The sequence below is a fragment of the Pseudomonas sp. B6002 genome (assembly GCF_013385985.1).
GTDB lineage: Bacteria > Pseudomonadota > Gammaproteobacteria > Pseudomonadales > Pseudomonadaceae > Aquipseudomonas.
Genome location: NZ_JACAOY010000001.1, coordinates 43,202 through 55,841, shown reverse-complemented (window position 1 = coordinate 55,841; position 12,640 = coordinate 43,202). Strand labels below are relative to the sequence as shown.

Annotated in this window: 13 protein-coding genes; 4 read left to right on the top strand and 9 right to left on the bottom strand. The window is 61.0% G+C overall.

The window, feature by feature from the left end:
- Positions 1 to 35: 35 nt before the first annotated feature.
- Together HX792_RS00275 and HX792_RS00270 are read right to left on the bottom strand one after the other, a co-directional pair.
- Complete coding sequence (locus tag HX792_RS00275) at positions 36 to 218, bottom strand: hypothetical protein (protein ID WP_176994264.1); 183 nt, start codon at positions 216 to 218, stop codon at positions 36 to 38.
- A gap of 348 nt (positions 219 to 566) precedes the next feature.
- Complete coding sequence (locus HX792_RS00270; RefSeq protein WP_176994263.1) at positions 567 to 878, bottom strand: DUF962 domain-containing protein; 312 nt, start codon at positions 876 to 878, stop codon at positions 567 to 569.
- Positions 879 to 1,038: 160 nt separating this feature from the next.
- On the opposite strand from HX792_RS00270, the gene HX792_RS00265 reads away from it, so the two are divergent.
- Positions 1,039 to 2,097 carry an AraC family transcriptional regulator gene (locus HX792_RS00265; RefSeq protein WP_176994262.1) on the top strand — a complete coding sequence of 353 codons (1,059 nt, stop codon included), beginning with the start codon at positions 1,039 to 1,041 and terminating at the stop codon, positions 2,095 to 2,097.
- On the opposite strand, the gene HX792_RS00260 is transcribed toward HX792_RS00265, so the two are convergent.
- The 7 genes from HX792_RS00260 to HX792_RS00230 form a co-directional block, all read right to left on the bottom strand.
- A complete protein-coding gene (locus HX792_RS00260) occupies positions 2,054 to 3,508 on the bottom strand; it encodes a TrkH family potassium uptake protein (protein WP_176994261.1) in 1,455 nt (484 codons plus the stop codon). The two genes, HX792_RS00265 and HX792_RS00260, sit on opposite strands and share 44 nt — an antisense overlap.
- Positions 3,509 to 3,758: 250 nt before the next feature.
- Entirely contained in the window at positions 3,759 to 5,102 is a 1,344-nt protein-coding gene (locus HX792_RS00255) for an imelysin family protein (RefSeq protein WP_176994260.1), read from the bottom strand.
- Between the two features lie 127 nt (positions 5,103 to 5,229).
- Positions 5,230 to 7,281: a bifunctional diguanylate cyclase/phosphodiesterase gene (locus tag HX792_RS00250; RefSeq protein ID WP_176994259.1), complete on the bottom strand. Its 2,052-nt coding sequence runs from the start codon at positions 7,279 to 7,281 to the stop codon at positions 5,230 to 5,232.
- Between the two features lie 205 nt (positions 7,282 to 7,486).
- Positions 7,487 to 7,732, bottom strand: coding sequence for a hypothetical protein (locus HX792_RS00245; RefSeq protein WP_176994258.1), 246 nt, complete (start codon positions 7,730 to 7,732; stop codon positions 7,487 to 7,489).
- A 128-nt stretch (positions 7,733 to 7,860) separates the two neighbouring features.
- Positions 7,861 to 8,457: a superoxide dismutase gene (locus HX792_RS00240; protein WP_003212997.1), complete on the bottom strand. Its 597-nt coding sequence runs from the start codon at positions 8,455 to 8,457 to the stop codon at positions 7,861 to 7,863.
- Between the two features lie 178 nt (positions 8,458 to 8,635).
- A complete protein-coding gene (locus HX792_RS00235) occupies positions 8,636 to 9,235 on the bottom strand; it encodes a LysE/ArgO family amino acid transporter (protein ID WP_176994257.1) in 600 nt (199 codons plus the stop codon).
- A gap of 6 nt (positions 9,236 to 9,241) precedes the next feature.
- Positions 9,242 to 9,643 (bottom strand): ACT domain-containing protein, encoded by a 402-nt coding sequence (locus tag HX792_RS00230; RefSeq protein WP_176994256.1) that lies wholly within the window; start codon positions 9,641 to 9,643, stop codon positions 9,242 to 9,244.
- Positions 9,644 to 9,742: 99 nt separating this feature from the next.
- Here HX792_RS00230 and HX792_RS00225 point away from each other — a divergent pair, with 99 nt between their 5' ends.
- The 3 genes from HX792_RS00225 to HX792_RS00215 form a co-directional block, all read left to right on the top strand.
- Positions 9,743 to 10,636 (top strand): LysR family transcriptional regulator ArgP, encoded by an 894-nt coding sequence (locus HX792_RS00225; RefSeq protein ID WP_176994255.1) that lies wholly within the window; start codon positions 9,743 to 9,745, stop codon positions 10,634 to 10,636.
- A gap of 52 nt (positions 10,637 to 10,688) precedes the next feature.
- Complete coding sequence (locus tag HX792_RS00220) at positions 10,689 to 11,687, top strand: NAD(P)-dependent oxidoreductase (protein ID WP_176994254.1); 999 nt, start codon at positions 10,689 to 10,691, stop codon at positions 11,685 to 11,687.
- A gap of 127 nt (positions 11,688 to 11,814) precedes the next feature.
- Positions 11,815 to 12,640 (top strand): ATPase (locus tag HX792_RS00215; RefSeq protein WP_176994253.1); only part of this gene is annotated, 826 nt, incomplete at its 3' end.

Sequence of the window (12,640 nt, the reverse complement as noted above, 5' to 3'; positions counted from 1 at the left end):
GCGGCAAAAGCAAAAAACGTCAGCTCAAAAAGACGTCAAGGCTGGGCAGGGGCCAACAGCTGGGTGGTCACCAGGGCGGCCAGGGCGTTTTCCTGGGTGCCGAAGCGCTTGAGCAGCAAAGCCTGTTTGTCGGCGCTCAGACGGTTCCACACGTCGACCATCTGCAGGGCAGCGTCGAGTACGGCGGCGTCGGGAGAGTCGGGGAGGGTGTCGGTCATCGCGGTATCCAAAGTCTTCAGGCAGTGTGGAAAGCGCTCAAAGTTGCGCTTTCCACACGGTCTGTTACGGCGTCAGTCTTGGCGTTTGCTGTCGACTGGTTTTGCTTCTTTGGCCTCAGGCTGCTTGTTGCTGGCCTGCTGCGGTGTTGGCTGCTCGGTTGGGTGCAGGCTTGGGAAGGGGAGATTAGGTATCTCGTGCATCGTCGTCGCTCCTCGCAAGGTCTGTTTTATCAATCGCAGGTGATTCCGCGCTCTCAAAAAGCCTTGGCAGGATACAGCACCTAAAATGACAAAAAGATTTTTATCTCGACGGATGTACGAACTTTCACGCTTAAAACGGTCGCGGGGCTAGAACGGCACCTTGCCCAGGATCATGTCGCGGTACATCACAAAATCCCCCAACAGGCTGTAGAACGGGTGCTGGAAGGTCGCCGGGCGGTTTTTTTCGAAGAAGAAATGGCCGACCCAGGCAAAGCTGTAACCGGCTATCGGCAAGGCGATCAGTAGGCCCAATGAACCTCTGCCGATGGCATAGGCCAGGATGCCAATCACCAGCGTGGTGCCGATAAAGTGCAGGCGCCGACAGGTGCTGTTGCTGTGTTCGCTCAGGTAATACGGGTAGAACTCAGCGAAGCTATTGAATTGTCTGACATTTTCCACTGTAGCCGGCCCTCTCGTTATTGTGGTGCCCAACAGATGTTCGGCGGGGAGCTTATTTGAGTCTAGAGTGATCAGTGGTAACAGCCAGTGACAATAGATGCCACTTTAGTATCCTTGGCTTCCTGGCTGCCGTTTAAGCCTGCTTTTTTAAGAAGACGCCATGAGCGAACGAACAACTTCTGCAAGCTGGGCGATGGGGATAGTCAAGGCGTTGGAAATGGACGGCCTGGACTGCCGTGCCTTGTTCAAGCAATTGGGCCTGGACTATGCCGCCCTCAGTGACCCTGATGCGCGTTTTCCACAAGACTCCATGACCCGGCTCTGGCAGCGGGCGGTCGAGCTGTCGGGCAACCCGGCGATAGGCTTGAACATGGGCAAGGTGGTGCGCCCTGCATCCTTTCATGTGGCCGGTTATGCGCTGATGTCCAGCAACACGCTGGCCGAAGGCTTTATGCGCCTGGTGCGCTACCAGCGGATCATCGCTGAAAGTGCCGACCTGAGTTTCCGACTGTTGCCCGAAGGCTATGCGCTGATTCTGACGGTGCATGGTGACCACTTGCCGCCCACCCGACAAAGCGCCGAGGCCTCGCTGGCCAGCGCCCTGGCGCTCTGCGGCTGGTTGACCGGACGTACCCTGCAGCCGCGCAAGGTGCTGTTGCAAGGCGATCAGCCGGTGGACCTGGCGCCCTATAAACAAGCCTTCCACGCCCCCCTGGAATTCAACGCACCCTATGACGCGTTGATTTTCGAGCGGGCCGACATGGACGCGCCGCTGCCCACGGCCAACGAGGCCATGGCGCTGTTGCATGATCGGTTTGCCGGTGAATACCTGGCGCGTTTTTCGGAAAGCCGCGTGACCCACAAGGCGCGGCAGGTACTGTGCCGCCTGTTGCCCCAGGGCGAGCCCAAGCGTGAGGTGGTCGCCCAGACCCTGCACCTGTCCCAGCGCACGTTGCAGCGGCGTTTGCAGGAGGAAGGCACCAGTTTCCAGGCGTTGCTCGACGATACCCGTCGCGAACTGGCGGAGCAGTACCTGGCGCAACCGAGCATGACCCTGTTGGAAATCGCCTACCTGCTGGGGTTTGCCGACCCGAGCAATTTCTTCCGCGCGTTTCGCCGCTGGTTCGACGCCACGCCCGGCGAATACCGGGCGCGTTTGCTGGAAGCCTCGACGGTCAGTGACGCCAGAACGCCGGAATGCACAGAACAAAGACTGTAATGATCTCCAGCCGCCCCAGCAGCATGCCGAACGACAGGATCCACTTGGCCGCATCCGGCAGGCTGGCGAAGTTGCCGGCCGGGCCGATGGTCTCGCCCAGGCCCGGGCCCACGCCGGACACAGTGCTGGCGGCGCCGGTCAACGCGGTCATCCAGTCCAGCCCGAGCAGCGACAAGGCCAGCGCAATGGCGCAGATGGTGATGGCGAAGAAGAACGAAAAGGTCAGGATCGAGCGTACGATTTCTTCATCGAGGCGGTGGCCGTTGTACTTCTGCTTGATCACCGCGCGCGGGTGAATCAGCTGGTTCAAGTTGGCCTTGAGCAGGATATAGGCGACCTGGAACCGGAAGATCTTGATGCCGCCCGCCGTAGAGCCGGAACAGCCGCCGACAAAGCCCAGGTAGAAGAACAGCATCAGTGAGAAGTTGCCCCAGATGCTGTAGTCCCCCAGCGCAAAGCCGGTCGTGGTGACCACGGACGTGACGTTCACCGCCACATGCCGCAGCGCGTCCAGCCAGTGCAGGTCGGTGGTCCACCAGTACCAGGTGCCGAGCACCAGCCAGGTCACGATCAACAGGCCGAGCAAGCCTTGTACCTGCTGATCCTTGATCAGTGCCCGACGGTTGCCGCGCAGCGTGGCCACATACAGGGTGAACGGCAGGCTGCCGAGGATCATCACCACCACCGCCACCCAGTGCACGGCAGGTTGTTTCCAGTGGGCCAGGGATTCATCGGAGGTGGAAAAACCCCCGGTGGAAATGGCTGACATCGCGTGGTTGATCGCGTCGAACAGGCCCATGCCGGCCCACCAGAACGCCAGGCTGCCGAGGATCGTGATGCCCACATACGTCGCCACGATCAGCCGCGCCACCATGTGTGAGCGGGGCATGACCTTTTCCGAGCGGTCCGAGGACTCGGTCTGGAACAGGCGCATGCCACCGATGCGCAGCAGCGGCAGGATCGCCACCGCCATGCCGATAAAACCGATGCCGCCGAGCCAGTGCAGCAGCGAGCGCCACATCAAGATGCCCGGGGACATGCTGTCCAGCCCGCTCAGCACCGTGGAACCGGTGGCGGTGATGCCGGACATGCTTTCAAAAAACGAGTCGGTGTAGCTGATGTGCTGGGTCAGCAAAAACGGCAGGGCGGCAAACACGCACACCACCACCCAACTGGTGACGGTGAGCAGGTACATGTCCCGGGGACGCAGGTGCACATGCTCGGGGCGGCCGGGAATGACCAGGGCCAGGCCGGCGATAAAGGTGATCATGCTGGCCCACAGGAACGAGGGCAGGTCTTGTGTGCGTTCGAAGATCACCAAGGTGGCCATCGGGACGACCATGGCGATCGCAAGGGTGATCAGGAAGATGCCGATGATGAAACCGATGATGCGTAGGGTCGGCAACGCCATGAAATGTGCTCGGGTGATTGGGCAGAGGCGCCATTCTACCCGGGGTGCAGAGCATGTAAACCGGGGCTTGGGAGCAACGTAGATCAACTGTGGGAGCTGGCTTGCCTGCGATAGCAGTGGGTCAGCAACATCTTCATTAACTGATACGCCGCTATCGCAGGCAAGCCAGCTCCCACAGGAGTATGGGGTGGCTGAGAGTGCGCGCATAAAAAAGGCGACCCGAAGGTCGCCTCTCTCAACACCGCACGAATCAGAACTCGTGATCAGCGTTGTCCGGATTCAGGTCGCTGATACCCAGCTTGCCAGCGGCGGCTTCGATCGAACCGGTCTGCTTGACCAGTGCGGCGATGGCGTCGCGCACGATCTGGTTGCCCTGGTCGTTACCGGCAGCGATCAACTGATCGTAGTGCTCGCCTTTGTTGGCGTGGTCAACCATGACCTGGATCTTCGCTTCGGTCGACGCCAGGTCGGCCTTGAGCGCGCTGTCGGCAGCCGGGTCGGCCTTGGCCACCAGGGACGACAGGCTGGCGCCGGTCATCTTGGTGCCGTCGACACGGGTGTACTCGCCCAGGTAGACGTTGCGGATGCCCTTGGCGTCGTAGAAGTGCGAGTTGTGGGTGTTGTCGCTGAAGCAGTCTTGCTCGTCTTCTGGCGAGTTGGCTTCCAGGGAAACCTTCATGCGCTCACCGGCCAGTTCGCCCAGGGACAGGCTGCCCATGCCGAACAGCATTTTGCGCAGGCCGTCGGTGGCAGGTTCTGCCTCCAGGGTGGCGCGGTAGTTGTCTTCGACGTTGGGTTTCCAGTTGCCGACCATTTCTTCCAGGTCGCTCACCAGCAGTTGGGTCACGGCGCGCAGGTAAGTGCGGCGACGCTCGTTGTTGCCGCCCGTGGCGCCGTCGCCGGTCAGGTAGTCGGAGGCAGGGCGGTTGCCCGCGCCAGGGCCGGTGCCGTTGAGGTCCTGGCCCCAGAGCAGGAATTCGATGGCGTGGTAGCCGGTGGCAACGTTGGCTTCGGAACCGCCCAGCTCATTGAGGCTGGCGAGTTTTTCCGGGGTGATGTCCTTGACGTCGACCTTGTCTTCGCCGACCTGGATCTCGGTGTTGGCGATGATGTTGGCGTTGGCGCCCGGGTTGCCCAGGGCGTGCTCGTAGGATTTGTCGACGTAGTCGATCAGGCCTTCGTCCAGGGGCCAGGCGTTCACTTGGCCTTCCCAGTCGTCGATGATGGTGTTGCCGAAGCGGAACACTTCGCTCTGCAGGTATGGCACGCGCGCGGCGACCCAGGCAGTACGGGCTGCTTTCAGGGTTTCGTCGTTCGGGTTGGCCAGGAAGGTGTCGATGGCGGTTTGCAGGGTTTTTGCAGTGGACTCGGCGTCGCTGTACACCGCGAATACCATGTCAGCGTAATGCGCGACCACGGCTTTGGCGGCCGTTTCGTCGACCTGGCCTGCTGGGGTGGCAGCCGCTGGAGCGGTAGTGCTGGCAGCCGGGGTCGGCGCCTGGTTTGCGGCGGCCTTGTCTTTACCTTCGCCGCAACCGGCGAGAGAAATGGCAATGGCCAGCAGACTGGCGGTGGCCAGGGGCATACGAATCATGGCGAACATCCTGCTTCGGTTGTTGATAGGGCGCGCGGGGGAGCGCAAAAACTGCGACATAATGCGAAAGATTTGCATTTTGTGTAAAGGTTTATGCGAGGGAAATATTTAGTATCGTTTTGCTGTTTCAGAGAATCGCCGCGTTGTTGCGCTCGGACTGCTTCAGGAAGGCCGCCAGCTCCCGGGCCTGCAGCGGTTTGCTGTAGTGGTAGCCCTGACCTTCGTGGCAGCCTTCGGAAATGATGTAGGCCTCTTGTTCGGCGGTTTCCACCCCTTCGGCGATCACCTGCATGCCCAGGCTTTTGCCCAGTTGGATGATGGCGCGCACGATGGTCGCATCGTCGTCGTCATCGAGCAGATCTTGCACGAAGCTCTTGTCGATCTTGATCTTGTCCAGCGGCAGGCTCTTGAGGTAACTCAGCGACGAATAGCCGGTGCCGAAGTCATCGATGGCGATCAGCGCCCCGGAGCGACGCAGACTCAGCAAGTGTTGGGCGGCGGTGCTGATGTCTTCCATCAGGCCGGTCTCGGTGACTTCCAGCTCCAGGCTGCGCGGTGGCAGGCGGTAGATCTGCATCAGGTTGTTGACCACCCGCGGCAGCTCGGTGTGGTGCAGTTGCACCGTGGACAGGTTGACCGCCATGCGCAGGTCGGTGAAGCCCAGGTCATGCCATTCGCGCAACTGCCGGCAAGCCTGGTCCAACACCCACTCGCCGATCGGAATAATGGTGCCGTTCTGTTCCGCCAACGGAATGAACAAGTCGGGCGGCACCAGGCCGTGCTCCGGGTGCTGCCAGCGAATCAGCGCTTCCACGCCCACCACGCGATGGTCGCGGTAGCTGATCTGTGGTTGGTACACCAAGTGGAATTGCTCGCGGTTCAGGGCCTCGCGCAGGTCTTTTTCCAGCTCCCGGCGCCGGCGCATTTCGCTGTCGACGCTGGCGATGTAGAACTGATAGCGGTTGCGCGAGCGGCTCTTGGCCAGGGTCATGGTCTGTTCGGCTTTTTGCAGCAGCTTCTCGGTGCTGTCGCCGTCTTCGGGGAACAAGGTGATGCCGATGGTGGCGCGCAGGCGAATCTGCTCGTGCTCCAGGGCGAACTCGGCTTCCAGGTCATCGAGGATGCTTTGCGCCAGTTCGGCGGCTTCGTAGGGCTGGTCGATATCGGCCTGCACCAGCGCAAATTGGTCACCGCCCAAGCGGGCGAGGGCACCCAGGCGGCCACTGTGGGCGCGCAGACGGTCAGCCAGGGCCAGCAGCAGTTTGTCACCGGCCTGGTAGGTGAACTGTTCGTTGACGCTTTTGAAGTCATCCAGGCCCACGCACAACACCGCCACGCGACGCTGACGGCGGCCGGCGTCGATCAGGATCTTGTCCAGTTGCTCCTGCAATTTCTGGCGGTTCGGCAAACCGGTGAGAAAGTCGTACTGGGCCATGCGCAGCAGGCTGGTTTCGGCCTCATGGCGCAAATGAGTGTTGCGTTCGATGGATTCGAGCAACTGGTTGGCGGTGTTTATCCACAGCCCCAGCTCGTTGCGTTCATGGCCTTTGAGCAGCGGGATCTTGTGTTCGCTGGGCCGGTCCGGGTTGATCGAGGTCAGGTGTTCGATAATCCGCGACAACGGCTTGGTCAGCAGCCAGTGATAGACCAGGTACAGCACCAGGCCCATGGCCAAGGCGCGCAGCACGCCAGAAATGAAGATGATCACCGAACTGACCAGAAAGCCCTTGCCGTAAGTGGCGGTGTCCAGGGTGATGCTCAGGTCGCCGTAATACTCGCTGTAGGGGCCTTTGCCGACCAGTGAGGTGGTGAAGGTGCGTTCCTGGCCAAGAATCAGGTCGGTCAGCCAGCGAGAGGGCGATTGCTGAAGTGCGCGGCTTTTTTCGGCGAGCATGGTTTCGTTGGGATGACCGATAGAGGCCATGCGCACGGCATCGTCCTGGAACAGGCCTTCGATCACTTGCATGCCCATCTCGCGGTCCAGGCTGTAGACAGCCTGGGTCGAGGGGTCGCGAAACATGTCGAGGATACGCTGGGCATCACCGGCCACGGCCTGGCGCGTCTTGTAGGCATCGAAAACGATCTGCGCCGCACTCAGTGCCACGCCCACGATCAATGCCGACAGCAGCACAACCCGTAGCAACTTCACCGACAAGCTGTTTTTGAGTTCCAGCTTCAAAGGGTCATTCCTTGTTCCATGCGGGTAGCCTCAATATGCCATGAGTATTGGCAATCTCGTGATGGCAGTCAAAGGAACATTGGGGCAAAGGCGGGTTAAAGATGATCTGGCGGGGGAGGCAATGAGGGAAGGGCAAGGCGGATTGACACCCGCCTGCCTGAAGAGACCTGACCGCTGATGGGCGGCGCCTCAATCAAGTGGACGGTTACGCCGACTTGGGAAGGTCGAAAGTGATCTTTTTATCGACAGTGGTCGCAAAGTTGATGGTTCCAGACTGGTTAGCGTCTGAAGTGTCTTCGCCGAAAATCTTTTTTGCCGCCCCATCGGCGAAGGGTTGAAGGAGCGCTGAGGCCGCTTTGACAACTTCGCCCGCGACGGGAAGTGCCGCTTTCACGAGATCGCCAACCAGTGGAATAGCGGCTGTTGCTGCGGCGGCTGCTGCAATGGACATATTGAATTCTCCGACAGGTAGTAGAGGTCAATTCCTCTCCCTCCCTGCGTGGTTCGTGTCGTGGCTCTGGTTCCATCGCCCACAAAAAAGCCCGGCAATCACCGGGCTTTTTTTACTGCAAGGGTTGCTTAGGCAGTGAAGGTTTTGCCTTCGAACTGCTCAGCCACGAACTTCCAGTTGACCAGGTTCCAGAACGCTTCCACATACTTTGGACGCACGTTGCGGTAGTCGATGTAGTAGGCGTGTTCCCAGACGTCGCAGGTCAGCAGCGGGGTGTCGCCGCTGGTCAGCGGGTTGCCGGCGCCGATGGTGCTGGCCAGGGCCAGGGAACCGTCAGCCTTTTTCACCAGCCAGCCCCAACCGGAACCGAAGGTACCGACGGACGTCTTGGTGAACTCTTCCTTGAACTTGTCGAACGAACCGAACGCAGCGTTGATGGCTTCAGCCAGCGCGCCGGTAGGTTGGCCACCGGCGTTTGGCGCCAGGCAGTTCCAGTAGAAGGTGTGGTTCCAGACCTGAGCGGCGTTGTTGAAGATGCCGCCCGAGGAGGATTTGACGATCTCTTCCAGGGTCTTGCCTTCGAACTCGGTGCCAGGCACCAGGTTGTTCAGGTTCACGACATAGGTGTTGTGGTGCTTGTCGTGGTGGTATTCCAAGGTTTCCTTGGAAATGTGCGGCTGCAGGGCATCGTGTGCGTAGGGCAGCGGCGGCAATTCGAAAGCCATGATGATTCTCCTAATCAGGTCAGTTGCGGTGAGCGCAAGGCCGATCACGGGCGGCCAAACAAGCGCCGGGGAGTTTGTACTCTTTGCGGCGCAGGGTCCGGATCATAGCACCGGGGGTGCGGCAAAACCACGCAACAACTGTGTGGGATAGAGGTTCCAGAGCGTTTTGGAATATTCGCTACGCGGCAATCAATTGATAAGCCACGCTGAACATCATCGCCGCCACCAGCAGGTCCAGCAGACGCCACGTTGCGGGGCGTGCCAACCAGGGCGCCAGCCACGCAGCGCCGAGCGCCAGGGTGGCGAACCACAGGAACGACGCGCTGGCCGCCCCCGCGACATAAGCGCCGGGTTCGGTTTGTTGCGCGCCCAGCGAGCCGATCAGCAGCACGGTGTCCAGGTACACGTGAGGATTGAGCAACGTCACGGCCAGGGCGCTGAGCAACACGGCACGCAATGAGCGCACCTTTAGGTTATCGCCTTGTTCAAGGCTTTGTTTGGAAAACGCCCGGCGCAATGCCAGGGTGCCGTACCACAGCAGGAACGCCGCGCCGCCCCAGCGCGCAACTGCCAGCAACAGTGGGTTCTGTGCCAGCACCGTGGCCAGGCCGAACACGCCCGCAGCCACCAGCAACGCATCGCATACCACGCACAGCGCCGCCACGGGCAAGTGGTGCTCACGGCGCAGGCTTTGCGCCAGCACAAATGCGTTCTGTGTGCCGATGGCCATGATCAGGCCCAGGGCCACCAACAGCCCGTTCAGGTAGCTTTGCCACATAGTGAGTTACTCCGCGTCTGCTGCCAGTTGCCGCAGCACGCCCATGGCGCGCTCGGCATCGGCGCGGCCGACAAACAGGTGGTCGTGGTAGAAACCGGCGATCACGTTGCAACTGATGCCGGCCTTACCCAAGGCGCTGGCAAACGCGGCCGTCAGGCCAACGGCTTCAAGGGCTGAATGCACATTCAGGGTGATCCAGGCAGCGACGTAGTCGAAGCTCAGCCCGGCGTCTTCTGCTTGTTGGCGCTCGACAATCAGCGTCAGGCCTTCCTGTTCTCGAAAGCTGCCGATCGCCTCGCACCCTGGCGGGATACGGTTGTCGGGCAGGGTGCAGAACACGTAGTCACCGTCATTGAGTTGCGGGCTCATGCTGCGCAGCAGGGTTGCCAGGGCGGTTTCGCCAGCCATGTGAAGTTCCTTGAAGTAGAGAGAAGCAATGCTGGTCATTCTCACGGACTACGCTGTATAAGAAAAACCAATATTGCTGATCGCTCATTAGAGAAACTGATGTTCGACTATAAATTGCTTTCCGCCCTGGCGGCGATCGTGGAACAGGCCGGTTTCGAGCGTGGCGCCCAGGTGTTGGGGCTGTCGCAATCGGCGATCTCCCAGCGCATCAAGTTGCTGGAAGCCCGTATCGGTCAACCTGTGCTGGTGCGCGCTACGCCGCCGACGCCCACCGATATCGGCCGCCGCCTGCTCAACCATGTGCAACAGGTACGGCTGTTGGAGCGTGACCTGCAAAGCCAGGTGCCGGCGCTGGACGAAGAGGGTATGCCCGAGCGCCTGCGCATCGCCCTGAATGCCGACAGCCTCGCCACCTGGTGGGCCGAAGCGGTCAGTGGCTTTTGCGCCGAGCAGCACTTGTTGCTGGACCTGGTGGTGGAGGACCAGACCGTGGGCCTCAAGCGCATGCGTGCCGGTGAAGTGGCGGCCTGTATCTGCGCCAGCGAGCGCCCGGTGGCCGGTGCCCGTAGCCTGTTGCTCGGTGCCATGCGCTATCGGGCGCTGGCCAGTCCGGCCTTTATTGCGCGGCATTTCCCAAACGGTGTGCGCGCGGATCAGTTGGCCCGGACTCCGGCGCTGGTGTTCGGCCCGGATGATTTCCTGCAACACCGCTACCTGGCTTCCTTGGGGGTGGACGGTGGTTTTGAACACCATTTGTGCCCCTCGTCGGAAGGGTTTATCCGCCTGACAGAAGCCGGTCTCGGCTGGGGCCTGGTGCCCGAATTGCAGGTACGTGACCAACTGGAAAAGGGCGTTTTACTGGAGTTATTGCCAGATAAGCCCATCGATGTGCCGCTGTACTGGCATCATTGGCGCAGTGGCGGGCAATTGTTGGGCTTGTTGACCGACCATCTGGCCCAGGCGTGTGGCCAATGGCTGGTGCCGTTGGCGTGACAGCGGGCGTCAAGGCAACAGCGATGAAAAACGAAAGAGCACGGGGTAATACATGAAAATTCTGGTCACCGGCGCAAGCGGCTTCATTGGCGGGCGCTTTGCGCGTTTCGCCCTGGAGCAGGGCCTGGACGTACGGGTCAACGGGCGACGTGCCGAAGGTGTGGAGCACCTGATACGGCGCGGCGCCGAGTTTATCCAGGGTGACCTGAATGACGCCGACCTGGTGCGCGACCTGTGCCGCGATGTCGAAGCCGTGGTGCATTGCGCCGGTGCCGTCGGGTTGTGGGGCAAATACCAGGACTTCCATCAAGGCAACGTGCTGGTGACGGAAAACGTCGTCGAAGCCTGCCTGAAACAACGGGTGGGGCGCCTGGTGCACTTGTCGTCGCCGTCGATCTACTTTGATGGGCGCGACCACCTGGGCCTGACCGAAGAGCAAGTGCCCAAGCGCTTCAAGCATCCTTACGCTGCCACCAAGTACCTGGCCGAGCAAAAGGTGTTTGGCGCCCAGGAGTTCGGCCTGGAGGTGATTGCCCTGCGCCCGCGCTTTGTCACCGGCGCCGGGGACATGAGCATTTTCCCGCGCCTGCTGAAGATGCAGCGCAAGAATCGCCTGGCCATCGTCGGCGACGGCTTGAACAAGGTCGACTTCACCAGCGTGCACAACCTGAACGAGGCGCTGCTCAGCAGTTTGCTGGCCACGGGCTCGGCCTTGGGCAAGGCCTACAACATCAGCAATGGCACGCCGGTGCCGGTGTGGGATGTAGTGAACTACGTGATGCGCCAGATGGACATGCCACAGGTCACCCGATATCGGTCCTACGGCCTGGCCTACAGTGTGGCGGCGTTGAACGAAGCGTTCTGCGCGATGTGGCCGGGGCGTCCGGAGCCGGCGTTATCACGCTTGGGCATGCAGGTGATGAACAAAGATTTCACCCTCGACATCAGCCGGGCGAGGCATTATCTGGACTACGAGCCCAAGGTCAGCCTGTGGACCGCCCTCGACGAGTTCTGCAGTTGGTGGAAAGCCCAGGATCCTGGGCTCAAGTAAGCTCACATCAGGCAACACATCGGGAACCGAATTCGAGGTTTCAGGTCGACCAGTGCGGCGCGGGCGCGGTTTATACTCCGGTCGCTCGGCTTTCCAGGCAGCCATCTCACCGATTCAGGGTTGATACATGCGTAACGATGCTAACGACGATTTCGACAATGTTCCCAGCCTGCGGGCAGACCACGGGGACGATGATGATTTCGAGCCGACTCCCGCCACCTCCGTGCGTTCGCGCACGACGCCGGTGGTCAAGGTCAAGAGTGCCAGCACCGGCCCGCTGTGGGCGCTGGTCGGCGCTCTGCTGATCGCCTTCGCCGGCCTCGCCTGGTGGAGCTTCCAGCAGATCTCTCTGATGGGCCAGCAACTGGTCGCCACCCAGGAAAGTTTCGCGCGCATCAGCGAAGAAGCGGCGGGGCGCCTGCAGGATATTTCCGGCAAGGTGGTGGCCAGCGAAGCCAGCGTGAACAATGGCAGTGAAGCCCTCAAGTTGCAGATCAAACAGTTGGAAAGCCAGTTGCTGGAACAGGGCAAGCAGCAGGTCGGCGTCGCCGGCCAGGCCACCGTGCTGGACCAGCGCCTGGCGCAGATGACCGCCAGCACCACCGATCTGTCGAACGCCAACGCCAAGCTGCAAGGGCAGGTCCAGGCCCTGACCGATGCCGTAGCGACGCTGAAAGCCGCGCAAGGTGATGCGGGCAAGCGTGATACCGAGATCAAGGACTTGTCCGCCGACGTGGCCGCCCTGAAGAAGCAGGGCAACCCGAGCGCGGCCATCGCCCGCCTCGAACAGGACCTTGTGGTGTTGAAGAGTGCCCAGGACAACCAGCCGGGCAACAGCGACGCGCCGACCAACAAGGAGTTTGACGTGTTCCGCATCCAGACCACGCGCAACATCACCACCTTGCAAAGCCAGGTGCAGAACCTGCAACAACAACTCAACACCCCCGCCCGCT